This is a genomic window from Planococcus beijingensis (assembly GCF_016820615.1).
Lineage (GTDB): Bacteria > Bacillota > Bacilli > Bacillales_A > Planococcaceae > Planococcus > Planococcus notacanthi.
Genome location: NZ_JADHDZ010000001.1, coordinates 1108754 through 1131629 on the forward strand (window position 1 = coordinate 1108754; position 22876 = coordinate 1131629).

The window sequence follows — 22876 nt, forward strand, 5'->3', positions numbered from 1 at the left end:
ACAAACATAGCATAGCGAAAGACGATTCTGTACGATATACAGCAGGCATTGCTTGATTTTAAAAATTGCTTACTGCCAAATGAATGAAAGCAGAAGGTCATCAAAAGCAAAGTGAGTCCGCTTTGGAAATTCGAGGGGAGATTTCTTTACGCAACTCAAGAATGGCAATAAACTTTAAGTAATGAGGAAGCTGATATTAAAATTCAAGCTATAAGAGACAAGTATTTTAGACCATAGAGCTGGCAATAACGCCAAAATGAATGCGTTATTCTTTTGGCTTATTTTATGGATGAATGAAGTTTGAATCATTGCAAAAAACTGGGAAATAAAAAAAGCAGGCTTACTTGAATAGATCAAGTAGGCCTGCTTTGTGTTTCTTTATTTATTCTTTTCTTCCATTCACGGCACCACACGGCATCAAGAAATTTCAACAGGTTTGCTGGTTTCTTTTCCTTGTCCCAACGAAGGGCTTTTCCATACATACGTTAAGGCGATGCCGACTCCAAGTACGATGGTCGCAAAATAGAACGGGTAGTTCAAATCGATATCGAACAGGATCCCGCCGATAATCGGACCAAAAATATTGCCGATGCTCGTAAACATGGAGTTCATTCCCCCAGCAAATCCTTGCTCGTTTCCGGCAATCCGGGACAGATATGTAGTGACGGCAGGGCGCATCAGGTCAAAACCGACAAACACCACCATCGTCACCAGCAGGATTGACCAATAGCTGTTGACGAAAGTCATAATGAACACCAAGATGGTCGACACCAATAGGCTGTAACGGATCAACCGGATTTCGCCGAGCCATTGAGTCAGCCGATTGAACAAGCCAACCTGGAAAATTACGCCGACTATAGCGCCGAGTGAAATGATGATGGCGATGTCCATCGCGGTAAAGCCGAACTTATGGTCGACAAACAGCGCAAACAGCGATTCGAATGCGGCCAGACCAAATGACGAAATGAGGATGACCATGAACGCAATGAAGTACATGGGTGAAAAGATCTTTTTAAATCCTGATTTCGGAATCGCCTGATGTTTTTCCTCCACTTCGTATATCCGTTCCGGCTCTTTTAATGTAATCAACGATAGAATGGTCGCAAATAAACCGAAGCCAGCTGCAAAGAAGAAAGGAAGCCGTGTACTGATATCAGCCAGGAAGCCGCCGATCCCCGGGCCGATGATGAAGCCGGTGGAAATGGCCGCAGACATATAGCCTAAAGCTTTCGGGCGCGTACTGCTGGTCGTGATGTCTGCAATGAAGGCGGTCACAGCCGGCATGATGAATGCGGCACTGACGCCTCCGAGAATCCGGGAAAGAAACAGGACTTCAACTGTTTCACCGATGCCGAACAGAAATTCCGAAATGCTGAAGATAAGCAATCCGATAATAATCATGGGCTTGCGTCCGATATTATCGACCCATCGCCCAGCGATCGGCGAAACAATCAGCTGGGCTAAAGCAAAAGCAGAAACCATGTAACCGACGACGGTTCCTGAAATGTCCAATTCATTCATAATGGTCGGTGTAACCGGGATGACCAGGCCAATTCCTAAAAAAGCGATAAATAGATTAAGCAATAAAGTGGATAAAACTAATTTATTTGTTTTCATGTGGTGATCTCCTTAGTATATTCGTGCCTGATGAGTCGTAATGGTTTGGATTAGAAGGAAACCACTCAGTTTAATGAATGAAAGATTCAAATCAAGAGTCTGCATGACGAGAATCTGGTGATTTACTTGCGCAAGCCGCGCCAAAAGATCGGCCAAACAGCCTGTAGGCGGCTTTCATAGCGGTCCATGCCGCTATAGACCAATTCAGTCATCGTTCCTTCTGTTACCGTCAAATAGGCTAATGCCGCATTTGAAAAATCCTCTGAATGTAAAACTTTTTCTTGTCGGTCCCGCTCACGCAATAGACGGGTTAAGTGGCGGTGCATGCTGTCAAAGAAAGGGTTGAAAAGTTCGCCAACCTCCTTTTCCAGTCTGAGTGGCGGGAAATAAGCAACTCGCAAGATGAAGTTCATTCGTTCGTTGTCCTGGCTTTCTTTGGCGAACCAATTGAAATAACCATATAGGATGGATTCCAATGGTTCATCTCTCACGGAATTAAAATAGGCAGCCAAGTGGCTTTTTTGTGTATTTAACGAATACTGAAGTGCAGAAAGGAATAAATCGTCTTTTCCTTTGTAATGAGCATAAATCGATGGCTTCTTGATGCCAACTTCCTCGGCAATTTTGCTGAGCGAAGCGCCTTCAAAGCCTTCTTTTGCAAAATGGCCGACGGCAGTTTGAAGAATATGGTCAGCTTTCATTTTTTCACCTTCCTAACGGTCGTTAGGATATAATCTCATGTGCTCTTTCTTTTGTCAAACCTTCTTTCTTGGCACTTTTATGTCCATTCCATCTTCCTTGAGAAGCTTGATGGGGGTCAAGGCGAAGAAACTGCCCTAGAGCTATGCTGAAGGGAGAGGTGAGTTTATGAAAAAGATACTGTGCTTGGTGTTTCTTCTGGCAATGATGACAGCCTGTGGCAGAGAACCGTTGATGAAGACATTGGCCGATCCGTCTCCTGATCAACTGCTGCATTCGAGTGAGGCGGGATTATCCATGCATCTTGAAAAGGCGCGATACCAAAAATCGTCCATTGTTATTGGAATGGAACTCGAAAACGACAGTGGACAGGATTTTGGGTATGGTGACTATGTATATATCGAGTTGAAACAGCAGGACGGCTGGCATCTCCTGACCCATTCAGACGCTGTATTCATCAACAATCCCGACTTCAATGATTTTGGCCATGTACTGCAGGCGGGAACTAAAACGGAGATGGAATTTTCGATAGAAGGATTGGGGATTGAACTGGCTCCTGGTGAGTACCGGATCGTTAAAACGTTCTTATCGCAAGATGTACCTTATTTCGAGATTTCCTTGGCGTCACCATTTCGTGTCGAATAGTTCCTCGCAATAAAACGTCTATTCAGCGCCTGCAAAGGCATAGAATAGACGTTTTCTATGATGTGCTGCGACCGAACACCGTGTCATCAATACAGAAGATGGCCTGTTCCTGCATTGCCGCCTTTGGTGATGTCATGCGGCCGTAGATGTGTTTTTTCAGAATGCCGATAAAAACTAGTGTCGACGGCAGCTTTGACTTTCCAAATCATCCAGATTCCGAACAGTACCTGCAGAATGACCAGTACCAGGTAAAGCGGATTGGATAAGGTTTCTGTGATGACAAAGAAGAGGGCCAGCAGGACAGCCTGAGCAATAACGAATCTTCCTGCCCTTAACACCACCGAGACAAAGAGGATCAGAAGCCCGATAATCAAAATTGCTTGATGTTCCTGCATTAGAGAGCTGAAGGTGAAGTCTGTAGAGAAAGGTGAAATCCACTGAACTGTATTCATTTTATGTCTCCTCCTTGTTCGGATATTTCAATTGGCTGGACTGAAGGGGTGGGCTGGTATTTTTCTTTCAGCTTCAGATGAGCTTCCGTATACTTTGGATCGACTGTGCCTCCGCTTAATCCTTCGTCAATCATACGATCTATTTCCTGGATGCAATCACAATTTACGGGGTGTTGAGTTTTCATTTTTACTTCCTCCTCATATTATCTAAATTGACTTTCCTTAAATAGTGCCATAAATCAAAAATTCCCGGCTTTTCTGGTTGCGGCGGAATTTGTTGTCAGATCCTGAAACTCCTCAGCCAGTTTTTTGATGGATTGCAGATCTTCTTCATCGGGTGACAGGTCCACTTTGACGGAATGCTGGATGACCCGGGCGTTCTGCTGTTTAAATTCCGCTTTCATCAAGTCAACCGCTGCACAGAATTCGTCATAAGCCGTATCTCCTGAACCGAAAACCCCAACGACTTTCCCGGTAAGGTCGACAGTCCGCAGAGTATCGCAAAAGATATCCGTTTCAAAGGGAAGGTCCCCGTCATCATACGTATAGGTGCCGAAAAGAATGCCGTCATACTGAAGAAGGCGCTGGGGATCCATGTCTCCCATTTCGATATTTTCCATGGTCGTTTCACAGACTGTCGGGTCCAGGTACTTTTCTATTAAATCGGCTATTTCTTCTGTATTCCCGGTAGAACTAGCATGAAGGATAAGAACTTGAATCATAGCGAACACTCCTGTTCGTAACTTTCTTTCTACATTCAGCTTACAGGAAAACCCGATAAAAAAACTTGATGCACATCAAGTCGATTGATTTGTCTGGCGTTTTTTTCAAAAATCAACCAAATAAAAAAGCCAAGAAAAATGATTGCTGTTTCTTGGCTTTTGTTCTGCTGTTTCTTAGTGAAGGATGAAGAAAACTCTATAGATGGATGCGTCTCTTTAACGGAATGCCAGCTGTTAAGCGACAACTGGGTAGCCTAGTTTCTCAATGACTGCCTTCAAGTCTTCCGGTGCTACTTTGTCTTCGTCATAAACGGCTTTTACTTTACTGGAATTGAACAACACCTTCACTTCCTCAACGCCATTTATTTTCCCTACTTTTCCTTCGATTTTTTTGATGCAGGAAGGGCAAGTCAGCGGTTCTAATTGGAATTTAACCGTGGTCATTTCAATCACTCCTTTGTTTTTCTAATTTCAGTATAATGTCTCCAGTCAGTTCATTCCTTGACCTGCATCAAGATGTGAAATGAAAAACGGGTTAAAGAGACGTTGAGAATAATAGGTGGAAAAGCCCTTGTTCGAATCGTTGCAGTCTATTCTCTATTGAATGTGATTTCATTTACCAAACCCCATTTCTATAGAAGATCCACTCACCAAATGTATGAGAAAACAAAAAAGGCATTAATTTTCAATCGTAAACTGCAATTGCTTGACGGGGGTCAAGTACTAAGAAAATAATCCGGTTTATTATAGAAGTATAAAGAAAAGCATCACGCACGAGGAATATATTTGTAATTTCGAAACTAATGAAAGAGGAGTTGAAGAGCGATGTTTGCATTTATTCACAAGCACAAAAAAACGATGACATTCGGAGCCGGTTTCTTGCTGATGCTCGCCTTGGCTTTGAATAGTGGAGGTTTTCATGAGTTGCGCCAGCTCACATTGATCCTCGCGACGGTCATTGCGGGAATTCCAATTGCCATCAAAGCGTTTCAGGCATTAAGGATGAAAGCCTTCAGCATCGAGCTGCTGGTGACAATCGCTGTTATCGGGGCGTTGTTTATCGGGGAATACGTGGAATCCGCAGTTGTGACATTCCTGTTCCTGTTCGGAGATTATCTGGAAGCCCGTACATTGGAAAAAACGCGGTCTTCTTTAAAAGGTTTAGTGGATATGGCACCACAGGAAGCGAATATCATCCGGAATGGCGTCAATGTAACTGTGCCGGTAGAAGAAGTGGCCAAAGGAGATCATGTCATCATCCGGACCGGCGGCAAAGTGCCGGTGGACGGCAAAATCCTCACTGGACATGCGTTATTGAATGAAGCGGCCATTACAGGAGAATCAGTCCCGGCATCCAAAAAAATAGGGGACAAAGTGTTCAGCAGTACAGTCATCGATACTGGCTACATCGAAATTATCGCCGAAAAAGTGGGAGATGACACCACATTCGCGAAAATCATCGAATTGGTGGAAGAAGCGCAGGAATCAAAATCGAAAACCGAAAAATTCCTGAACAAATTTGCGAATATCTATACACCTGCAGTAGTGCTGTTATCGATAGTTGTTTATATACTGACCAGAGATCTTCATCTCGCCATTACGTTTCTCGTCATTGCCTGTCCCGGTGCATTGATCATCGGCGCACCGGTCTCCAGTGTAGCGGGCATCGGCAACGGAGCGAAGAACGGTGTTTTGGTCAAAGGCGGGGAAGTGATGGATCGGTTTTCAAAAGTTGATGCACTGGTCTTCGATAAAACCGGTACATTGACGAAAGGGAAACCGGAAGTGACAGAGATCAAAGTCTTTCATTCTTATAATGAACAGGAATTGCTTCAATGGGTGGCGCAGGCGGAAATGGTGTCTGAACACCATCTTGGCCAAACAATTGTCAAAGAAGCGAAAGCACGGAATATGGACCTTGGCCAAGAACCGGAAAACGTAGAAGTCATCAAAGGTAACGGGTTGGTGGCTAAAGTAGGAGAGCGGGTTTTGGCGATTGGGAACCGGAAACTGATGAAAGCGAAAAACATCTCCATCCCGGCGGAAACAGAAAGTTATGCGGTAGGGCGTGAAAAATCCGGAAATACTGCCATCTTTGCAGCAGTAGACGGGAAAGTGGCCGGCATCTTTTCGATTGCCGACCAAATCCGCGAAGACGCAGCGCCAGCGCTCGCTCAAATGAGAAAAAACGGCGTCAAGAAAATCGTCATGCTGACGGGTGATAATCAGCATACGGCCGAGCTGGTCGCCACAGCTTTAGGGCTGGATGAATTCCATGCCGAGTTGCTTCCGGAAGACAAAGTGGCTTTCGTAAACCAATTAAAAAAACAAGGTTATGTAGTCGCAATGGCAGGAGATGGGGTCAACGATGCCCCGGCGATCGCTACAGCGGATATCGGACTGGCGATGGGAGAAGGCGGCACCGATATTTCAATGGAAACCGCGGATGTCGTGTTGATGGCTGACAAACTGATGCAGTTCTCGCATGCCTATTCATTGTCAAAAGCAACGATCCGCAACATGAAACAAAATACTTTCTTTGCAGTCGGGGTTGTGGCGGTCCTGTTGGCCGGTGTGCTGACGGGATCCATCCACTTGGCTTCCGGCATGTTCATCCATGAAGCGAGCGTTCTCATCGTCATCTTGAACGCCATGAGACTGATGGGCTTTAACTACAAAAAAATAAAAACTGGGAAATCTTTGAAACCGGCCAATGCCGGGATTTAAAACACAGATTCACCGGTAGGAAAGCCTATGGCAAATTGAATTTTAGACAGGAAAAAGCCGACTGTTTCCAATTGGACAGTCGGCTTTGAATTAGTATGATTATCTTCCGCCCAACAAATCGAACAACCCGCCTGCAGCACTGCCTTCACCTTGCGAGCGGCCGGCAGGATTTTGAGGAGCGGCTGCGAATACGCGGCTGGCCAAACGGCTGAATGGCATCGATTGGATCCAGACGCTGCCCGGTCCGCGAAGCGTAGCGAAGAACAAACCTTCGCCGCCGAACAAAGCAGTTTTGATGCCGGGAACGGTTTCGATATTATAGTCGACGTCGCCCGTCATCGCGACCAGGCAGCCGGTATCGACGCGCAGCACTTCGCCTTTTTGGAGATTTTTTCGGTAAATGGTGCCGCCTGCATGGACGAACGCTAAGCCGTCGCCTTCAAGTTTCTGCATGATGAATCCTTCTCCGCCAAAAAAGCCGGCACCGAGTTTGCGCTGAAATTCAACGCCGATGGACACGCCTTTTGCCGCTGCCAGGAAGGAATCTTTTTGGCAGATGATTTTGCCGTTCAGTACGCTCAAGTCCATCGGAATGATTTTGCCGGGATAAGGGGCCGCAAAAGACACATGGCGTTTTCCGGTCCCGTTATTGGTGAAGGCCGTCATAAAAAGGCTCTCACCGGTGATGATGCGTTTTCCTGCACCCATCAGTTTGCCCATCAAGCCCAAGCCGCTGCCGCCGGAACTTTTGGAGCCGTCCCCAAAAATCGTTTCCATGGCGATGCCATCTTCCATCATCATCAAGGCACCCGCTTCTGCAATGACGGTTTCGGATGGATCCAGTTCCACTTCTACGAACTGCATATCGTCCCCATGAAGCTTAAAATCGATTTCATGATTATTCATTTTTTATTCCTCCTCGGTTTATTATATAAGTTGAACTAAGAATCATCGCCTGCTGATATTCCTCAAACCAGCTCCGCTTTCCTACGGGCTTGCGCCGAAATCCACTCGGGCTAAACGCCCGAGTGGATTTCGGCACTTCGCTATCCCGCGAGAGTCTCCGCTGGTTTGCTCCATACCTTTTATGTATACAGTGATAATTTGAAAGCTGGTTTCTATCGTTCAACTTATATGGATATGTTATATAATGAATACGTCTAAAGAGCTGGAAAGTTTCATTAATTTGGGGCAGGAAAAAATAATAAGGAATGGAGCTGGATATGATGAATGCAGAGGATTGGATCACCCATTTGGATATGGCTGCGCACCCGGAGGGCGGATATTTCAAACAGTCTTTCGTCTCGCCTGAAAAAATCAGCCTGGATACGCATCCCGCCGAACGGAATTTGTATACCAGCATTTACTTTCTGCTAAGGTCGCAGGATGTTTCCCATTTCCACCGGCTGAAGTCTGATGAACTGTGGTATTTCCACGCGGGGCAGACCACTACGGTGCATATTCTCGATGTTCAAGGGAATTACCGGGCAGAAAAATTAGGCTTGGATATAGCAGCGGGGGAACGGCCGCAGGTTTTAGTCGAGAAGGGCAGTATTTTCGGTTCGACTGTGGAGGCGGATGAGGCTTTTTCACTGGTAGGCTGCATGGTTTCGCCTGGATTTGACTTTGCAGACTTTGAATTGTTGCTGCAGGCGGAGCTGCTTGAACAGTTTCCGGACCAGGAACCCATCATCCGGAAATTGGCATATAAAAAATTGCCAGACACTCTATCAGGTCGGTAGGATAAATGCTAGACTTGTGGAAGACAAAGCAAAAGGGTGAGGGAGAACAATGGGGAGTAGTTTATTGATTTTAATTATTGCAGTGGCGATTTTTGTGGGCATCGCCTCCAAGAAATTCTATGACCGGCCGTATATTGTGAACTTCGGCATCGCGGTCATGATGGCACTTCTGGTCATCCAGACTTTCCAAATGACACCGATCGGCGGGCTTGGCTATGCCGCGATCATTCTCTGTTCGATCGCGTTTGTGTTCCAGCTGGTAATGGGGATTAAGAATTTAAAAACAGTCTCGCAATAGCAAAAAATACGTGTGTAATTAATTGGTTTAGTTTGGAGTCGCTAAATACGAAATGTCTTTTGAATGTATATTATTGAGCACCGCTTTTAGCGGTGTTTTTTTGATGCTATCTATTAGGGATTCACGGTGTACTGTAAACTGGCTGAAGTAATAAGGTCCTGAAATAAATTTGATATGTAACTTTTGGGATTAATAGCCGACTAAATGATATAGAGATAGTCAGTTATGCAATTGAAGTCGAGACTAAGTCTTTCTCCCATTAAATCTGTTGTTTATAGTTGACTGTCTAGGTACTGAAAAAAGGAGGGATTCTTTGAAGAAATTAATCTTTATTCTATTTATTATCTCTCTAATCTTAATGCCTAAACCCAGTTTTACTTTATCGTGTGTGGAGCCTTCTCCGCCAGATATTGCTTTCGATGAATACGATGCAGTGATAATAGGAATAGTAGTAAACATCAAAGAGAACCACAATGAAAAAATTTTAACAATAGCTGTTGATACAAGCTTTAAAGGTGTAGACGAAAACTTTATTACAGTAAAAGAAGATATCACTTGGGGGTCAAGTAAACTGAATAAAGGTTACTTGTATTATCTTAATAAAGAAGGAGAGAACTGGATACATCCACTTTGTTCTCCGACAACAGATCATACCTATATAGCAGAGGAATTTTTTGCTGATAAAGAAACAATCACTTTACAGAATGTCGAGGTTGACGAAAATGGGTCGGAATATGGGATCTTTGTTGCTCTTTTGGCAGTAATAGTTGTGATTGTATTAACACTTCTTTTGATAAAAAAAAGAAAAAAGAAATAATTTATTGAGTTGCTGCCTTAATTGGAAACCAGAATTTTGATTTCTAAATAAGAAAGAGAAATACAGAAAAAGCTAATTTATAAATAGAGATGCACAATCAAAAGTTTGATTGTGCATCTCTTTCAGGGTGACACTGCGTTTTTGTAAACCAAAACCAAATGATTATGAATGTGTTATTCAAATGGTTCTTCATTAGAGAAAGGGTAACTCATAACCGGTTTAATGCATCCTCGATGTCCTGCTCTCCAGAAATGATTTCAAATGTTTTATTGTAAGTATGTTCATTCGCCAAAGCATGCAAGAGGACACTAGCGACATCTTCCCGTGGAATTTCACCGGAATCCAAGTTCTCAGTCGCGAGAATTTTGCCGGTTCCCGGATCGTTTGTCAAAAGGCCGGGACGGATGATGGTATAGACCAACCCGCTCGCGCGCAGAATGTTATCGGCGTGGTGTTTGGCTACATAATAATGGGCCATATCTTCTTTCCACATTTCCCGTTTATCGGCATTGATGGCGCTGATCATCAGGAATCGCTCTGTGCCTGTTTGTTCAGCAGCTTCAATCGTTTTTGCAGCGCCGTCCAAATCGATCAGCAAAGTTTTGTCCGCGCCGGTTCCGCCGCCGCTGCCGGCAGTGAACACCACAGCGTCGCAATCTTTCATAGCGTCTGCAATCTCCTCAACACTGCCTTCTAAGCTCGTTAATACGGATTCAACACCGAGACTATTGAAAAAACTGATTTGCTCTTCTTTGCGGATCATCGCTTTCGGAGTGTGTTCTTCACTGTCCGCCAGCATTTTTACAAAATGCCTACCGATTTGTCCGTTTGCCCCGACTACCAACACTTTCATCCTGATCAACCCCTCTGCAATTTTCGTCTCTTTTCTATCATATATACCCTGGCAGATCTATTTCAAGCAAATGGGGCTCTTGTTAAGTCTGAAAAATGCCAATATGAAGAAAAGGGGACTTTATTCTCAAGTTAAGTTTAGTATAATGAAAGATATCGCAATGATTTTACTGCTACTGATTTTAGGAGGAAGACAATGAACCCGACCACAGAATCAAAGACGATAAAGATGAAGGAGACTGCTCGCAAAAGAGAAACACCACCGGATTTCTCCCAGTTTAAAGGGGAGAGATTGGACAAAGAACCGAGCCGTTTTCTCGAAATGATGGGACATGCGGTATGGTTTTGCGTAGGTGCTGCTGTTTTAATGGCAATGATTTTTTCCTTGTTTTATTTCGTTTAACTTGAAAAGGGGGACTATTGGATGATTCGTTATCCTGCTACTACTTTCAAAACAATCGGCATTACAGCACCATCATCAGGGGTGGGGAAAGAACAGCATCATCTGCTGGAGCAGGCCATTGCCCGCCAACAACAAAATGGCTTCGATATAAAAACCGGAGAGACGGCCTGGACACAGGAGTTTGCCAAATCGGCTCCTGCCAAAAAGCGGGCGGCTGAATTCATGGACATGATGAATGATCCGGGAATCGATTTCATTTTCCCGCCATGGGGCGGTGAATTGCTGATTGAAATGCTGGAGTATGTAGACTTCTCCCAAATCCAGCCGAAATGGGTGCTCGGGTACTCGGATCTCAGTGTCTTGCTGCTGGCCATTACTTTAAAAACGGGAATAGCCACAGCGCACGGAACGAACATCGTGGATCTGCGGGGCGAAAAAAGTGACGAAACGACGGGACAGTGGCTGACAGTTCTTCAAACCGAGGCGGGGAAATCCGTTTCTCAGCATTCTTCGGCGCTTTATCAGAAGGAATGGAATCATTCGAATCCATCGCCAGTCGTCTATCACCTGACGGAACCGACCGAATGGAAAACGGTTTCCGGCAACGAGGAAAACTTCGCAGGCCGCCTGTTGGGCGGGTGTATCGATGTCGTCCGGCACATCATCGGCACGCCATACGGGGGAGTACAAGCTTTTCGGGAACAGCATATTCCGGGAGAACAGGTTGTCTGGTTCCTGGAGAATTGTGAAATGTCCGTTGCGGACTTGAAACGTTCGCTGACACAAATGAAATATGCCGGCTGGTTCGACAATTGTGCGGGCATTTTATTTGGAAGAAGTGCAGCGAATGAGCCGGTCGAAGGCTATACCGCCGAAAAAATGTACCAGGATCTTGCAGAAGACCTCAATCTGCCGATTGCCTATGATATCGATTTAGGCCATATGCCCCCGCAAATCACTTTTCTTAACGGCGCTTATGCAGAAATCCGAGTCGCCGACGGCAAAGGAACAGTGGAGCAGGAATTCAGGTGAAAAGGATGTCTGTACATGGAGATAAGAAAGCTCAATGCCAATGACGCACAACTTTATTACGATTTACGGATTGAAGCATTAACAAACAGCCCGGATGTTTTCGCTACTAGGCTGGAAGATGCAGTGAAAAGACCGGTAGAACAGACGGCAGAGAGCTTGGCCTTGGAACATGCCGTCACTTTTGGTGCATTTGCAGATGGGGATTTATGCGCCAATGTCACTTTATTGCGCAACACCGCACCTAAGATGGACCACCGGGCATCGGTCGTGGCGGTCTATGTAACGCCTTCAGCAAGAGGCAAAGGCATAGCAAGCCGATTGATGCTGGAGCTTCTTGATTTTGCGGCTGGTTGGCAAGGGCTGGAGCGGCTGGACCTGATGGTTGCTAGTGAAAATCTGCAGGCGATCGAATTGTACGAGAAGCTTGGCTTTGAAAAATACGGAACAGAAATCCGTGCCATGAAAATCGGCGAGAAGTACATCGATGAAGACATGATGGTGAAGTTTATCTGATGGATTTTGGAGCTTGCTGTCAAGCCTGTCCATTTTTGTGATAAATCCGGCTGTATTTAAAGCATTCATTCGAAATAGAGCTGCTGGACACCAATCAGCACCGCCAATAAGTGCTGGAGAGATGAAAGAAGGGTATCGGCACAACGCCGATACCCTTCTTGCTATTCATTCAATTTGTAAAGCTTGTCATCGCCGTCTGCCGGAGTGCCGCGCCCATCGGTATTATTGGAAATGAAGTAAAGCGAGTCGCCATCCGAAAAGACATCCCGCACACGCCCGAAGCCTTCAATCGAATCCGTCACTTCGGCACTTTCCGGATCCAGCACGTTAATCGCGGTTCCGCGGAGGGCTGCTACGTAAAGAGAACCGTTGTGGATGTCGATGCCGCTCGGAGCCCATGTCTCATCGGAACCCGTTGTGAAGAACGGCGACACCATGCCTTCTTCAGACGCGTCACCTTCAATGGCCGGCCAACCGTAATTATGGCCTTCTTCGATGATATTGATTTCATCATTCGCTGATTGGCCATGTTCAGAAGCATACATGGTATCTCCGTCCCAAGTGATTCCCTGCGGATTGCGGTGGCCGTGCGAATAAATTTCGAATTCATCCGAGTTGTTGAGTTTCAATAGTTTGCCGTTGACGGAAGCAAGGTCCTGGGCAAGATCAGGTGTGGAAGCATCGCCGACCGTTGCGAAAAGAGTGCCATTTTCATCCAGCTCGAGTCTGCCGCCATGATGGACATTGCCTGTCGGAATACCTTCTAAAAGCACTTCGTTTTCCCGCCACTGTCCATTGTCCAACTGCATGGTGACGATTTTGTTGTAGTCATTGCCCTCGCGTTCGTAGACATAATAACCGTACGCTTCCTGGCTTTCATTAAAGTCCTGTTTTAACACAAAGCCCAGAAATCCGGCTTCGGCTGCGCTGGAAAGAGAGTCCGAAAAGCTGACTTCCTGGCGTGTCAGTTCGCCTTCTTCATCTATATAGGCAACAGTGCCTGCACGTTCGGAAATATAAAATTCATCACCGGTTTTATTGATTGCCCAAGGCGCTTCAAGTCCTGTCGCAATTTCATCGAAAGGAGCCGTTGCTTCTTCCGGGTTGGGTGCGGCATTGTTGCAGCCTGCCAGCAGCAATAGGATAATTGAGGGAGTCCATATTTTTTTCACGAAGAAAACCTCCTTTCTTTCATCATAATTGAATAGCGAACTGATAGGAAATAATTAAGCAAAGAAGGTGAGTCCATGCCGTTGTTGAAAGACGTCAAAGAACAAGAAGAAATCCGAAAGAAACAAAACCCGATCCGCATCATCACCTGGGTCATCGTCGCCATCGTTTTGGTGCTGGTCTGGTATTTCACGAAATAGTCTTCCGCCATAACAAATCCAGCGTATTTCTAAAGATTTTTTAAACAAAAAAACCTTAAACAGCTCAAGGCTGTTCAAGGTCAGTGCCAGCTTAGGCTGGCTTTTTTTTCGTCTGCAGCAATTCGATGATCACCAATCCGAGTGCAATACCCAATAGGATGTTGATGATTAACGGATCCAAATACTGGTCACGGAAAATCGTTGCCACAGTCAGTATGTAAAAAGCCGCTTGTGTGATTTTTGCAATGGGTGGAATGGCATCTTTCGGATAGCGGATGCGCGCCAGTTGGAACACAAGAAATGCTACCAGCAGCACCAAATAATACGGCCACGATAAGACCTCAACCACATTGTTGATCACCGCGAAAACCAGCAGCGGAATAAAATAAAACAAAACTGATTTCACCATGCAAGCCTCTTTTCCACTTATTTTTTCGTATTGTCCTGCTGTTTGCGTGCTACAAGCAAGTACAGGTTGTAGATGGAGAATATCACGGCAACCGTGACGATCAGGACCGAAATCACCGGATAGACAGAGACTCCGTTTTGCATCATTTCAATGATTCGTGTATAGACGATCCACGGACCGATGACCAAAATGAAAATATCGAGTGCAGTGCCAAGTTTAGTTCTCATAAAGTTCCTCCAATAAAAGATGATAGGTTAATCTTATCAGACTTTGCCGGCTGAGTATGCATAGAAACCAAAGCAGCCGCCCTCAAAAATGAGAACGGCCGCCACAAGATGGACAGATTATTTATGAGCGCGAAGTTCCGTACGGGCAAGGGCGTCCGCTGCCCGGTTCTGTGAGTCCGGAATCCATTTGATAAAGCAGAAATCGAAGTAGTCGCCGATTTCCAATGCTTGTGCCAACAATGGCTTGAACTTCGGATTTTTGATCGAGCCTCTTTCAAAAGCATCCACCGTCACCTGTGAATCGGACTTGATGGAGACCATGCCCGAAGTCAGGCCCTTCGCCAGTTCCAATCCTTTTACCAGTGCAGTGAATTCTGCCGTATGATTGTCCATTTCACCCACATATTCGCTCCAGTGGATCAAATGGCCTTCACCTCTAATGAAAACACCAACTGCGCTGACTTGCGGAGAACCTGCAGTCGCCGCATCCACAAAAACTTCCAGCATAGAATCACCTACTTTTCATCAATGGGTTTGATTGCTTTCGCAAGGTAGCCGAACGGCGTTGACATAATAGAGACGACAAATTTAAGGACGTACGTCGAAATGAAAATTTGAAGCCAGACATCGAACGGGAACACGCCCCAGAAAGCAATGGAAGTGAAAATTAAGGTATCCAGCAACTGACTGGTCAAAGTCGATCCATTGTTGCGGATCCAAAATTGGCTGTCTTTCGGGAACATTCTGCGCAGCGCGCTGAAAATGATGACATCCAAATGCTGGCTGGTGAGATAGGCCACCATGCTGCCGATGGCAATTTGCGGAATCAGTCCGAAGACGGTTTCCAGTGAACCTTGTGCAAAATCACTTTCAGCCGGTATGAACTTGATGCCGAACTGCATGACGAGCACCATGATAAGCAGGGAAGAAAAGCCGAGCCACACTGCTTTTTTGGCTTCTTTCTTGCCGTATTTTTCGTTCAGGATATCGGTTGCCAGAAAAGTCGAAGCATACAGGCTGTTGCCCAATGTAGCCGTCAAACCGATGATTTCAATGGTTTTGGTCACTTGGATATTGGCCAGCACCGTGGAAATAGCCACCCAGGCGAACAATCCTGTCTTTCCGAAAAATTTATACATGATCAATAAAAGTACAAAGTTGAACAAGGCAAAGCCCAGTCCCCAAAATTCATTAAACAAAAAACTTCCTCCTTAGTTTTGGTAAAGCGGGAATTTGCGAACCGCTTGGTACCGTAAAAAATGTCCTCAGTCAGTATAACTATTGTTGGAATAAAAGACAAATGCGTAGTAGAATGAGGAAATGACGATTTTCTAAGAGGTGACAAAGTGAAAAAAGTTTCGATTATCAATGAAATTGACGAAATGCTGACTACATATTGTGAAGGCTGCTTTGTGAAAACCCAACTTCGCAAAGATGAAGGGAAGACTGCTGCCCACCGTTTTTGTATCAGCAATTGCACGGTCGGAACGCAGCTGCAGTTTCTCGGAAACGAACTCAACAAAGTCGGTACCGGCGATAAATAAAAATAGGGGATTCGATTCTTTCCCAAAAATAAAAAGCAGAGACGGAATTTTCCGTCCCTGCTTTTGTTTATTTTTATTCTGATTCGATTTGAATAACATTTGCAGCCTGTGGTCCGCGGTTGCCGTCAATAATTTCAAATGACACGGGCTTGCCTTCCGTCAATGTCCGAAACCCATCGCCCTGAATGCCTGTAAAATGGACAAATACATCATCACCATCATTATACTCAATAAAACCGTAACCTTTTTCTGAGTTAAACCATTTCACTGTACCCTGGTGCATGCGAGTTCCCCCTATTATTGAGTATGCCATGGACCCATAGACGCCATGTTATGGATGGCTATACTATACATGAAGCCTATGGAAACGTCAATAATCGTTGGGAATACAGGCATTTTGAGGAGCTTTCAGGTTATAATAGAAGAAACAAGCGATTGGAGCGGAAGCATGGAACTGGAAAAAATAGAGCAATGCCAGAACGAAGTAAAGAAAATCTATGATTTGTTCGATGCGAGCCATGACTGGCAGCATATTGAGCGCGTCATGAAAAATGCCAAAACGATTCTGGAACAGGAGTCAGCAGATGCCTTCATTGTTGAACTGGCAGTGCTGCTGCACGATGTATCGGATCCGAAATACAAAAAACCTGAGGAAGATTTGGAAAGTGATATCCTGGATCGTCTGGAACTTCGGGATGATCAGCGCCATCACATTCAGGAAGTGATCGGTTCAGTGTCCTTTAAAGGCGGCAACGGCAAGCCGGCATCGAGCATTGAAGCGAAAATCGTCCAGGATGCGGACCGTTTGGATGCCATTGGGGCAATCGGCATTGCGCGTGCGTTTGCCTATGGCGGCGCAAAAGGACGGAAGTTGTACGATTGGCACGAAAAAGCACGCACCGAAATGACGGAACAGGAATACCGGGATGCACCAACCAGCAGCGTCACGCATTTCTATGAAAAGCTATTGCTGCTGAAAGATCAAATGACTACGGAAACTGGTAAGCAGATGGCTGAAGAACGCCATGAATTTATGCTATCCTTTTTAAAGCAACTTCAAACAGAAACGGATGGGAATAAATGAGCCACTTAAATATTTCGAAATTAACCAAAACAGTAGGAGCCAAAACATTATTCAAGGACGTCGAATTTTCATTGTATCCAGGAGAACGTGCCGGCTTGATCGGTGTCAACGGAACAGGGAAATCGACTTTGATGTCCATTTTGGCAGGAACGATGGATGCCGATAACGTTGTCATGGACCATCCGAAAAAGTACCGGATCACGTATTTGATGCAGGAGCCTGAATTCGATGAGTCGTTGACGGTACTCGAAACAGTGTTCTCGGGCGATTCGCCGTTATTGGCGTTAAACCGCGCTTATGAGAATGCCTTGAAAAATATGATGATTGATTCAAGTTCTACGCAATTGCAGGATGAATTGATGGAGATCCAGGAAAAAATGGAACAGGACAACGCATGGGATATCAACGCCTTGGCCAAAACAGCCTTGTCGAAACTGGGAATCGACATGTACGACCAAGTCGTCAGCGAACTGTCAGGCGGACAGCGGAAACGTGTAGCGCTTGCTAAAGCGTTGATCGAACCGGCTGACTTAATCCTGCTGGACGAGCCGACCAACCATTTGGACGCCGTTTCAACAGAATGGCTGCAGGAAACCTTGCTGCGCATGGATTCAGCGATGCTTTTCGTTACGCATGACCGCTACTTCCTGGATGCAGTCTCGACCCATATTTTTGAGATCGCTGACCAAACTATGTATACCCATAAAGGGAACTACGGCGATTACCTGGAAAACAAAGCCATACGCGATGAAATGAACGCATCGTCACAGCAGAAACTCGAAAACCGTTTCCGTTCAGAATTGAAATGGATTCGCCGTGGAGCAAAAGCACGCTCTACCAAGCAAAAGGCACGTATTCAGCGCTTTGATGAAATCAAGGAAAGCGTCCAAAAAGAAAACGACAATACATCGCTTGAACTATCGATGCAAAGCCAGCGTCTCGGCAAGAAAATCATTGAAGGCAAAAATATGGGCGTCGCATATGGCGACAAGCAGATTTTCAGCGGCTTTGATTTCCTTCTGCAGGGTGGAGACCGCATCGGAATCGTCGGGCCAAACGGCGCCGGCAAATCCACTTTGATGAAAATGCTGGCTGGCGAACTGGAACCGACCACTGGCCAGATGGAATACGGCAGCACTGTCAAAATTGCTCACTTTACGCAGCATCTGCCTGAGATGGACGAATCGCAGCGGATGATCGAATACATTCAGGAAACATCAAGTGATTTTGAAGCTGAAAAAGGAGTTCGCTTATCAGCGACTCAAATGCTCGAACGTTTCTTGTTCCCTTCAAACGGTCACGGCACGCAAATCGGCAAATTATCCGGCGGCGAACGCAAGCGCCTGTATTTATTGAAATTATTGATGGAACAACCGAATATCCTGTTCCTCGATGAGCCGACTAACGACCTGGACATCCAGACGCTTTCTGTTCTGGAAGATTTCCTTGAAAACTTCCCGGGTGTCGTCATCACCATTTCGCATGATCGCTTTTTCCTTGACCGCATTGCGCGGAAACTATGGACGACTGGCACTGGCCAAATAGAAGAATACCAAGGTTTGTATTCCGAATTTATTAAAGAGAAAAACAATCCGGTGGCTCTGGCGGAGCAGGAGCTTGTAGAAAAAATTGAAGCTGAACCTGTAGAACCAGCGAAGCCGAAAAAGAAGATGAGCTACAAAGAACAACAGGAGTACGATGGCATCCTGGACAAGATAGCAGAAGCGGAAGAAAAAATCGAAAAACGCGAAGAAGAAATGGCGGCGGCAGGAGCAGATTACGACAAATTGGCGAAACTGACTCAGGAAGTCAATGAACTGACAGCCGAATACGATACATTGATTGAACGCTGGACCTATCTTCAGGAAATTGCGGAAGCATGATCTACTAATTGCAGGAGGGATTTTTTGTGAAAATCATTACCATTGAACCGACACCAAGCCCGAATACGATGAAAGTGATCATCGATCAGGAATTGCCGTTTGGCAAAAGCCATAATTACCATAAAGACAATCTGGAAGGCGCTCCAAAAGAAGTTCAGGAGCTGCTGAAGATTGACGGGGTAAAAGGTGTTTATCACGTGGCCGACTTTTTGGCAGTCGAACGCATTTCAAAGTTTGACTGGGAATCGATTTTGGCACAAGTCCGCAATGTCTTCGGTGAAGATCGTGAACATTCGAGCGAAGAAATCGAGTTGGATGAGCATTACGGCGAGGTTTATGTGCATGTTCAGGAGTTCAAAGGAATTCCCCTTCAAGTAAAAGTCTTTGATAACAGCTCTGAAGAACGCTTTGGCATGCCGGATCGCTTTATCACTGCGATGAAGCTGGTCATGGACCCGACAGAGGAAAATTACCTGCTGCAGCGCAAATGGGCTGATTACGGTGTCCGTTACGGCGATAAAGGTGAAATCGGGAAGAGCATGGTGGAAGAACTAGAAGCCGCTTATCCACAGGAGCGTTTAGATGCGTTGACTGCAAAAGAAGACACGGAACAGGCCGAATCGGCACCGCGTGGACGGAGAATTACAGTTGACGAATTCAATGCCCCTGACTGGGAGACCCGTTTCCAGCTGCTTGATCAGATGATTGAAGCGGATATCGACGACCTGCCATTGCTGTCTTTGGCATTGGATGATGAAAAAATGTCCATTCGCCGCCAGGCTGCCATCTTCCTTGGCGATATCGATGATAAAGCTGTAGTGCCTTACGTTGAACGCGCCATGAAAGACAAGAGCTGGGCTGTCCGCAGAACGGCTGGCGACACCATCAGTGATCTGGGCTTTGAGGAATTTGAGCCGATCATGATGGAAACATTAGGCGATAAAAACAAATTGGTTCGCTGGAGAGCTGCCATGTTCCTTTACGAAACCGGCACAGAAGCCGCGTTGCCGGCCCTGAAACAGGCAGAGGAAGATCTTGAGTTTGAAGTGAAGCTTCAGATCAAGATGGCCATCGCACGAATCGAACAAGGCGAAGACGCCAAAGGTTCAGTTTGGAAACAAATGACTGAAGCCAGACAGGCAATGAAAGAAGAATAAAGTGAATGGCCGGTGACTGAAAAGTCGCCGGCCTTTTTTTGTTTTTCAGCTTGCTAGATAAAATTAATGTTTCCAAGAGTCCATTAAGAGGTAAAGTGCTGTTAACCGACAGAAACAAGGGAGTCATCATTTACTAGGAGGAATTGGAAATGGAAAACAGCGTCTATTCAATGGAGATTTTATATAGCGGAAAGTATGAATCGTGGGAGTTTGAAGACCGCCAGAAACGCGATGAATTTTATCAGAAAGTGGTCAAGCAATTCGATGGCCAGAAAGTGAAAGGACAGGAAGAGGATGTGGAAGATACGCAAATTGTCCAGTTGTCTTCCAACAACGTGGAAATCAAAGAAGATGGAAAATACGATCAGGATACATCCTATGAATGGTTTGAGTACGATATCTTCAGCCAGATGCTTGATTTCATCAATAAGGAATATGACAAGCTAGATAAGTTGAAGAAATAATGCAATATAGTTGATATTCCGCAAAACAGCTGCGCTTGCCGGGGGCTCGCGCTGAACTAACTCGGGCTAAATGCCCGAGTGGATTTCAGCACTTCGCTTGATCCCCAAGGCGTCTTCGCTGTTTTGCTCCATATCTTTAGAGATTTCTCTCCACGCAGGCGCGGCTCCTGAATGGGCGGGAGCTTTGTTCATAGTGCCAGAGATTTTATATGCTATCTCTCTAGTTCGACTTATATAGGATAAATTTTAAAAAAGAGGGAAGGTGGAAGAACATGAGACTGAACAAAGAACAACTGGAAATCATTGCGAAAACATTAAATGACAAAGGAGTCAGCAAGGTTTGTTCGGCTTGCGGAACAAAAGATCCGGTCATCGTCGATGAATTGCTGTTTCTGGGTAAATCAACGTCCGGAAAATTTCCGGTGATCGTCACAGGATGCGGCCATTTCGGCATGACGCAGAACTTCGCAGTCAATAGGTTGGTGCCAGAGCTATTCAACAATATTCTTCCTGAACAGCAAAATTGAGCTGGAAACTGAATGCTGCCTGAAAAGGCAGCATTTTTATGTTGAGAATAACTGGTATAGGTGTCTTGACTATTATTTGTTTAATCATTAATGGGTATTCAAAACTACTTTATACGACTAAATAGACAAAAACGGTACTTTAAGAGAAAAATATTAATAAATATTAGGTCCATGTATACGTTTAAAGATGATAAGTTTATGATATCTTTTAAGTATACATAGGAGGGTTTCAGTTGAATCTTACAGTCAATGGCATTGTATTAAATGAAAAAAGAAGCTCGTTGATTATTAAAGAGCTTTTACGGGAGACGAGTGCAGAGCATCCCCAGGATGTGGAAGAATATTTAAAAGAATACACGGTAGAAGAAAACGGGACTACCCTTACTCTTCGCCCACCTACTGCTGAAGGCATCCAAATCTCATTATTCAAGTCATCCTAAGGGATGGCTCTTTAATTTGACTACTATAGAGTAAATGGAAAGTAGCAGAACCGCCGCTTTAAAGGTTCTTTTCAAAGTTTCTTAAATACTGTATATTGGTTAGAGAAAAGAGTGATGATATGGGCAGTGCAGTATTTCCAGCGAAGAAGAAAAAAATAGAAGCAATGATCAAAAAATATGGCGAAGACATGACGTGGCATGTGTTCAAAACGAATTTTAAAGAAGATTATCCAGAAGATTGGGCACTGATTAATGCCGCTTTTGAAAGCTACCAAAAAAACACCAAACGAGGCAAAAATCATCCGATGCCGCATCCGGATAAATACTTAAAGAATTTATATGCCAGTTTTTCAACTAAATAATTTCCCGAAAGAGCGTCCTTATGGGCGCTCTTTTTCTTTTGAAAACTAGTTGGTGGAGTGAGAAAAAATGGTATAGTTGGGGTAATAAGTAACGAAGTCAGGAGGAGAACTGGTAGGCAAATGAAACGATATAAAATCTGGGAGGAATAGCCATGGCCATCAACGCTGCTGAATCAAAAACACAACGATTTTTGAAAGATTGGAGTTTATTCGAAAAGAGTTGGCTCCTCATTTTCACTGCCATTAATATCTATTTGTTTTTTGCTTGGGACGACACGCTCCTTGGACTTATCAGTTCTCTAAGCGGCATGTTATGCGTTCTGCTGGTTGCAAAAGGGAAAATCAGCAACTATTACTTTGGAATTATCCAGACCTCTACCTACGCGTATATTTCTTTCACTTACGGGTTATACGGGGAAGCGATGCTCAACGGACTTTTCTATTTCCCGATCCAATTTATCGGACTTTATTTATGGCATCGCAACACCATCAGGAACAAAGACAGTGTGCAGGGTGAAGACGTCATCGTCAAAACCATGAAGATGAGTTCTTGGCTTTATACCGTAATTGCGATTATTGTAGGAACGGTTTTATATGCGGTTTTGCTCCAGGCGATCGGCGGACGGTCTGTCGGATTGGATTCTGCAACGAATGTGTTGTCTGTTACAGCGCAGATTCTGATGCTGAAACGATTTGCTGAGCAATGGCTGTTCTGGATTTTGGTCAATATTCTTTCCATCGCCCTATGGGTCATTACGCTCGATTCAACAGGAGGCAACGATTATACATTGGTGGTAATGTGGACTGCCTTCTTGTTTAACTCCATGTACGGCTATTACAATTGGAGAAAGATGGCCAAAAAGCAAGGGCTGGAAGAAGGAGCTGTTTAA

Annotated in this window: 32 protein-coding genes; 18 read left to right on the forward strand and 14 right to left on the reverse strand. The window is 45.0% G+C overall.

Going from position 1 to position 22876, the window contains the following annotated elements:
* Nucleotides 1–417: 417 nt before the first annotated feature.
* Nucleotides 418–1617 carry an MFS transporter gene (locus tag IRE19_RS05265; protein ID WP_191714309.1) on the reverse strand — a complete coding sequence of 400 codons (1200 nt, stop codon included), beginning with the start codon at nucleotides 1615–1617 and terminating at the stop codon, nucleotides 418–420.
* Nucleotides 1618–1739: 122 nt separating this feature from the next.
* Nucleotides 1740–2318, reverse strand: coding sequence for a TetR/AcrR family transcriptional regulator (locus IRE19_RS05270; RefSeq protein WP_203339542.1), 579 nt, complete (start codon nucleotides 2316–2318; stop codon nucleotides 1740–1742).
* Nucleotides 2319–2484: 166 nt separating this feature from the next.
* Here IRE19_RS05270 and IRE19_RS05275 point away from each other — a divergent pair, with 166 nt between their 5' ends.
* Entirely contained in the window at nucleotides 2485–2961 is a 477-nt protein-coding gene (locus IRE19_RS05275; protein WP_191714311.1) for an immunoglobulin-like domain-containing protein, read from the forward strand.
* Nucleotides 2962–3047: 86 nt separating this feature from the next.
* On the opposite strand, the gene IRE19_RS05280 is transcribed toward IRE19_RS05275, so the two are convergent.
* From IRE19_RS05280 to IRE19_RS05295, 4 genes are all read right to left on the reverse strand, one after another.
* The gene (locus IRE19_RS05280; RefSeq protein WP_203339543.1) at nucleotides 3048–3413 is read right to left on the reverse strand and encodes a hypothetical protein; all 366 of its coding nucleotides are present in this window, start codon (nucleotides 3411–3413) and stop codon (nucleotides 3048–3050) included.
* Nucleotides 3410–3598: a hypothetical protein gene (locus tag IRE19_RS05285; protein WP_203339544.1), complete on the reverse strand. Its 189-nt coding sequence runs from the start codon at nucleotides 3596–3598 to the stop codon at nucleotides 3410–3412. Before IRE19_RS05285 ends, IRE19_RS05280 begins: the two co-directional genes overlap by 4 nt.
* Nucleotides 3599–3652: 54 nt before the next feature.
* Entirely contained in the window at nucleotides 3653–4135 is a 483-nt protein-coding gene (locus tag IRE19_RS05290) for a flavodoxin (protein WP_203339545.1), read from the reverse strand.
* Between the two features lie 234 nt (nucleotides 4136–4369).
* Nucleotides 4370–4579, reverse strand: coding sequence for a heavy-metal-associated domain-containing protein (locus IRE19_RS05295; protein ID WP_191714315.1), 210 nt, complete (start codon nucleotides 4577–4579; stop codon nucleotides 4370–4372).
* A gap of 381 nt (nucleotides 4580–4960) precedes the next feature.
* Here IRE19_RS05295 and IRE19_RS05300 point away from each other — a divergent pair, with 381 nt between their 5' ends.
* The gene (locus IRE19_RS05300; protein ID WP_203339546.1) at nucleotides 4961–6862 is read left to right on the forward strand and encodes a heavy metal translocating P-type ATPase; all 1902 of its coding nucleotides are present in this window, start codon (nucleotides 4961–4963) and stop codon (nucleotides 6860–6862) included.
* Between the two features lie 99 nt (nucleotides 6863–6961).
* On the opposite strand, the gene IRE19_RS05305 is transcribed toward IRE19_RS05300, so the two are convergent.
* Complete coding sequence (locus tag IRE19_RS05305; protein WP_203339547.1) at nucleotides 6962–7768, reverse strand: TIGR00266 family protein; 807 nt, start codon at nucleotides 7766–7768, stop codon at nucleotides 6962–6964.
* A gap of 320 nt (nucleotides 7769–8088) precedes the next feature.
* Here IRE19_RS05305 and IRE19_RS05310 point away from each other — a divergent pair, with 320 nt between their 5' ends.
* The 3 genes from IRE19_RS05310 (at nucleotide 8089) to IRE19_RS05320 (ending at nucleotide 9719) form a co-directional block, all read left to right on the forward strand.
* Nucleotides 8089–8604 (forward strand): cupin domain-containing protein, encoded by a 516-nt coding sequence (locus tag IRE19_RS05310; RefSeq protein ID WP_191714513.1) that lies wholly within the window; start codon nucleotides 8089–8091, stop codon nucleotides 8602–8604.
* 49 nt (nucleotides 8605–8653) lie between these two features.
* The gene (locus IRE19_RS05315) at nucleotides 8654–8902 is read left to right on the forward strand and encodes a hypothetical protein (RefSeq protein ID WP_191714318.1); all 249 of its coding nucleotides are present in this window, start codon (nucleotides 8654–8656) and stop codon (nucleotides 8900–8902) included.
* A gap of 313 nt (nucleotides 8903–9215) precedes the next feature.
* A complete protein-coding gene (locus tag IRE19_RS05320) occupies nucleotides 9216–9719 on the forward strand; it encodes a hypothetical protein (RefSeq protein WP_203339548.1) in 504 nt (167 codons plus the stop codon).
* Between the two features lie 208 nt (nucleotides 9720–9927).
* On the opposite strand, the gene IRE19_RS05325 is transcribed toward IRE19_RS05320, so the two are convergent.
* Nucleotides 9928–10572 (reverse strand): SDR family oxidoreductase, encoded by a 645-nt coding sequence (locus tag IRE19_RS05325; protein ID WP_191714320.1) that lies wholly within the window; start codon nucleotides 10570–10572, stop codon nucleotides 9928–9930.
* 195 nt (nucleotides 10573–10767) lie between these two features.
* Here IRE19_RS05325 and IRE19_RS05330 point away from each other — a divergent pair, with 195 nt between their 5' ends.
* The 3 genes from IRE19_RS05330 to IRE19_RS05340 are packed head-to-tail and all read left to right on the forward strand — an operon-like array spanning nucleotide 10768 to nucleotide 12519.
* Entirely contained in the window at nucleotides 10768–10974 is a 207-nt protein-coding gene (locus IRE19_RS05330; RefSeq protein ID WP_203339549.1) for a hypothetical protein, read from the forward strand.
* A gap of 21 nt (nucleotides 10975–10995) precedes the next feature.
* On the forward strand, nucleotides 10996–12006 hold the full coding sequence (locus tag IRE19_RS05335) for a S66 family peptidase (RefSeq protein ID WP_203339550.1): 1011 nt from the start codon (nucleotides 10996–10998) through the stop codon (nucleotides 12004–12006).
* 15 nt (nucleotides 12007–12021) lie between these two features.
* A complete protein-coding gene (locus tag IRE19_RS05340) occupies nucleotides 12022–12519 on the forward strand; it encodes a GNAT family N-acetyltransferase (protein ID WP_203339551.1) in 498 nt (165 codons plus the stop codon).
* Between the two features lie 161 nt (nucleotides 12520–12680).
* Here the strand turns inward: IRE19_RS05340 and IRE19_RS05345 are convergent, their stop codons facing one another.
* Complete coding sequence (locus IRE19_RS05345; protein WP_203339552.1) at nucleotides 12681–13691, reverse strand: PQQ-dependent sugar dehydrogenase; 1011 nt, start codon at nucleotides 13689–13691, stop codon at nucleotides 12681–12683.
* A gap of 75 nt (nucleotides 13692–13766) precedes the next feature.
* Here IRE19_RS05345 and IRE19_RS18485 point away from each other — a divergent pair, with 75 nt between their 5' ends.
* On the forward strand, nucleotides 13767–13889 hold the full coding sequence (locus IRE19_RS18485) for a hypothetical protein (RefSeq protein WP_255548226.1): 123 nt from the start codon (nucleotides 13767–13769) through the stop codon (nucleotides 13887–13889).
* A gap of 91 nt (nucleotides 13890–13980) precedes the next feature.
* On the opposite strand, the gene IRE19_RS05350 is transcribed toward IRE19_RS18485, so the two are convergent.
* The 4 genes from IRE19_RS05350 to IRE19_RS05365 all read right to left on the reverse strand — a co-directional run bounded on the left by IRE19_RS05350 (nucleotide 13981) and on the right by IRE19_RS05365 (nucleotide 15724).
* The gene (locus IRE19_RS05350; RefSeq protein ID WP_225218339.1) at nucleotides 13981–14298 is read right to left on the reverse strand and encodes a hypothetical protein; all 318 of its coding nucleotides are present in this window, start codon (nucleotides 14296–14298) and stop codon (nucleotides 13981–13983) included.
* Between the two features lie 17 nt (nucleotides 14299–14315).
* Complete coding sequence (locus IRE19_RS05355) at nucleotides 14316–14525, reverse strand: hypothetical protein (protein ID WP_203339553.1); 210 nt, start codon at nucleotides 14523–14525, stop codon at nucleotides 14316–14318.
* 117 nt (nucleotides 14526–14642) lie between these two features.
* Nucleotides 14643–15032, reverse strand: a complete 390-nt coding sequence (locus IRE19_RS05360) for a ribonuclease HI family protein (protein ID WP_191714326.1) — start codon at nucleotides 15030–15032, stop codon at nucleotides 14643–14645.
* 8 nt (nucleotides 15033–15040) lie between these two features.
* On the reverse strand, nucleotides 15041–15724 hold the full coding sequence (locus tag IRE19_RS05365) for a queuosine precursor transporter (RefSeq protein WP_191714327.1): 684 nt from the start codon (nucleotides 15722–15724) through the stop codon (nucleotides 15041–15043).
* Between the two features lie 147 nt (nucleotides 15725–15871).
* Between IRE19_RS05365 and IRE19_RS05370 the strand changes: the two genes are divergently transcribed.
* Nucleotides 15872–16069, forward strand: a complete 198-nt coding sequence (locus tag IRE19_RS05370) for a zinc-finger domain-containing protein (RefSeq protein WP_006829962.1) — start codon at nucleotides 15872–15874, stop codon at nucleotides 16067–16069.
* A gap of 73 nt (nucleotides 16070–16142) precedes the next feature.
* Here the strand turns inward: IRE19_RS05370 and IRE19_RS05375 are convergent, their stop codons facing one another.
* On the reverse strand, nucleotides 16143–16352 hold the full coding sequence (locus IRE19_RS05375) for a cold-shock protein (protein WP_191714328.1): 210 nt from the start codon (nucleotides 16350–16352) through the stop codon (nucleotides 16143–16145).
* A gap of 165 nt (nucleotides 16353–16517) precedes the next feature.
* Here IRE19_RS05375 and IRE19_RS05380 point away from each other — a divergent pair, with 165 nt between their 5' ends.
* The 8 genes from IRE19_RS05380 (at nucleotide 16518) to pnuC (ending at nucleotide 22876) form a co-directional block, all read left to right on the forward strand.
* Complete coding sequence (locus IRE19_RS05380; protein ID WP_203339554.1) at nucleotides 16518–17153, forward strand: HD domain-containing protein; 636 nt, start codon at nucleotides 16518–16520, stop codon at nucleotides 17151–17153.
* Nucleotides 17150–19036, forward strand: a complete 1887-nt coding sequence (locus IRE19_RS05385) for an ABC-F family ATP-binding cassette domain-containing protein (protein WP_203339555.1) — start codon at nucleotides 17150–17152, stop codon at nucleotides 19034–19036. The genes IRE19_RS05380 and IRE19_RS05385 overlap by 4 nt, the downstream gene beginning before the upstream one ends.
* Nucleotides 19037–19062: 26 nt before the next feature.
* Nucleotides 19063–20193, forward strand: a complete 1131-nt coding sequence (locus IRE19_RS05390; RefSeq protein WP_203339556.1) for a virulence factor — start codon at nucleotides 19063–19065, stop codon at nucleotides 20191–20193.
* 149 nt (nucleotides 20194–20342) lie between these two features.
* Nucleotides 20343–20657, forward strand: coding sequence for a hypothetical protein (locus tag IRE19_RS05395; protein WP_203339557.1), 315 nt, complete (start codon nucleotides 20343–20345; stop codon nucleotides 20655–20657).
* Between the two features lie 272 nt (nucleotides 20658–20929).
* Nucleotides 20930–21184 (forward strand): hypothetical protein, encoded by a 255-nt coding sequence (locus IRE19_RS05400; protein WP_203339558.1) that lies wholly within the window; start codon nucleotides 20930–20932, stop codon nucleotides 21182–21184.
* 233 nt (nucleotides 21185–21417) lie between these two features.
* Complete coding sequence (locus IRE19_RS05405) at nucleotides 21418–21624, forward strand: hypothetical protein (RefSeq protein ID WP_191714334.1); 207 nt, start codon at nucleotides 21418–21420, stop codon at nucleotides 21622–21624.
* Between the two features lie 119 nt (nucleotides 21625–21743).
* Nucleotides 21744–21986 carry a hypothetical protein gene (locus tag IRE19_RS05410; protein ID WP_191714335.1) on the forward strand — a complete coding sequence of 81 codons (243 nt, stop codon included), beginning with the start codon at nucleotides 21744–21746 and terminating at the stop codon, nucleotides 21984–21986.
* Nucleotides 21987–22138: 152 nt separating this feature from the next.
* Complete coding sequence (gene pnuC, locus IRE19_RS05415) at nucleotides 22139–22876, forward strand: nicotinamide riboside transporter PnuC (protein ID WP_203339559.1); 738 nt, start codon at nucleotides 22139–22141, stop codon at nucleotides 22874–22876.

What these genes read in the sequence shown, in the direction of transcription:
- IRE19_RS05265 (WP_191714309.1), bottom strand. Translation starts at nt 1,617, where the DNA reads ATGAAAACAAATAAATTAGTTTTATCCACTTTATTGCTTAATCTATTT.
- IRE19_RS05270 (WP_203339542.1), bottom strand. Translation starts at nt 2,318, where the DNA reads ATGAAAGCTGACCATATTCTTCAAACTGCCGTCGGCCATTTTGCAAAA.
- IRE19_RS05275 (WP_191714311.1), top strand. Translation starts at nt 2,485, where the DNA reads ATGAAAAAGATACTGTGCTTGGTGTTTCTTCTGGCAATGATGACAGCC.
- IRE19_RS05280 (WP_203339543.1), bottom strand. Translation starts at nt 3,413, where the DNA reads ATGAATACAGTTCAGTGGATTTCACCTTTCTCTACAGACTTCACCTTC.
- IRE19_RS05285 (WP_203339544.1), bottom strand. Translation starts at nt 3,598, where the DNA reads ATGAAAACTCAACACCCCGTAAATTGTGATTGCATCCAGGAAATAGAT.
- IRE19_RS05290 (WP_203339545.1), bottom strand. Translation starts at nt 4,135, where the DNA reads ATGATTCAAGTTCTTATCCTTCATGCTAGTTCTACCGGGAATACAGAA.
- IRE19_RS05295 (WP_191714315.1), bottom strand. Translation starts at nt 4,579, where the DNA reads ATGACCACGGTTAAATTCCAATTAGAACCGCTGACTTGCCCTTCCTGC.
- IRE19_RS05300 (WP_203339546.1), top strand. Translation starts at nt 4,961, where the DNA reads ATGTTTGCATTTATTCACAAGCACAAAAAAACGATGACATTCGGAGCC.
- IRE19_RS05305 (WP_203339547.1), bottom strand. Translation starts at nt 7,768, where the DNA reads ATGAATAATCATGAAATCGATTTTAAGCTTCATGGGGACGATATGCAG.
- IRE19_RS05310 (WP_191714513.1), top strand. Translation starts at nt 8,089, where the DNA reads ATGAATGCAGAGGATTGGATCACCCATTTGGATATGGCTGCGCACCCG.
- IRE19_RS05315 (WP_191714318.1), top strand. Translation starts at nt 8,654, where the DNA reads ATGGGGAGTAGTTTATTGATTTTAATTATTGCAGTGGCGATTTTTGTG.
- IRE19_RS05325 (WP_191714320.1), bottom strand. Translation starts at nt 10,572, where the DNA reads ATGAAAGTGTTGGTAGTCGGGGCAAACGGACAAATCGGTAGGCATTTT.
- IRE19_RS05330 (WP_203339549.1), top strand. Translation starts at nt 10,768, where the DNA reads ATGAACCCGACCACAGAATCAAAGACGATAAAGATGAAGGAGACTGCT.
- IRE19_RS05335 (WP_203339550.1), top strand. Translation starts at nt 10,996, where the DNA reads ATGATTCGTTATCCTGCTACTACTTTCAAAACAATCGGCATTACAGCA.
- IRE19_RS05340 (WP_203339551.1), top strand. Translation starts at nt 12,022, where the DNA reads ATGGAGATAAGAAAGCTCAATGCCAATGACGCACAACTTTATTACGAT.
- IRE19_RS18485 (WP_255548226.1), top strand. Translation starts at nt 13,767, where the DNA reads ATGCCGTTGTTGAAAGACGTCAAAGAACAAGAAGAAATCCGAAAGAAA.
- IRE19_RS05350 (WP_225218339.1), bottom strand. Translation starts at nt 14,298, where the DNA reads ATGGTGAAATCAGTTTTGTTTTATTTTATTCCGCTGCTGGTTTTCGCG.
- IRE19_RS05355 (WP_203339553.1), bottom strand. Translation starts at nt 14,525, where the DNA reads ATGAGAACTAAACTTGGCACTGCACTCGATATTTTCATTTTGGTCATC.
- IRE19_RS05360 (WP_191714326.1), bottom strand. Translation starts at nt 15,032, where the DNA reads ATGCTGGAAGTTTTTGTGGATGCGGCGACTGCAGGTTCTCCGCAAGTC.
- IRE19_RS05375 (WP_191714328.1), bottom strand. Translation starts at nt 16,352, where the DNA reads ATGCACCAGGGTACAGTGAAATGGTTTAACTCAGAAAAAGGTTACGGT.
- IRE19_RS05380 (WP_203339554.1), top strand. Translation starts at nt 16,518, where the DNA reads ATGGAACTGGAAAAAATAGAGCAATGCCAGAACGAAGTAAAGAAAATC.
- IRE19_RS05385 (WP_203339555.1), top strand. Translation starts at nt 17,150, where the DNA reads ATGAGCCACTTAAATATTTCGAAATTAACCAAAACAGTAGGAGCCAAA.
- IRE19_RS05395 (WP_203339557.1), top strand. Translation starts at nt 20,343, where the DNA reads ATGGAAAACAGCGTCTATTCAATGGAGATTTTATATAGCGGAAAGTAT.
- IRE19_RS05400 (WP_203339558.1), top strand. Translation starts at nt 20,930, where the DNA reads ATGAGACTGAACAAAGAACAACTGGAAATCATTGCGAAAACATTAAAT.
- IRE19_RS05410 (WP_191714335.1), top strand. Translation starts at nt 21,744, where the DNA reads ATGGGCAGTGCAGTATTTCCAGCGAAGAAGAAAAAAATAGAAGCAATG.
- pnuC (WP_203339559.1), top strand. Translation starts at nt 22,139, where the DNA reads ATGGCCATCAACGCTGCTGAATCAAAAACACAACGATTTTTGAAAGAT.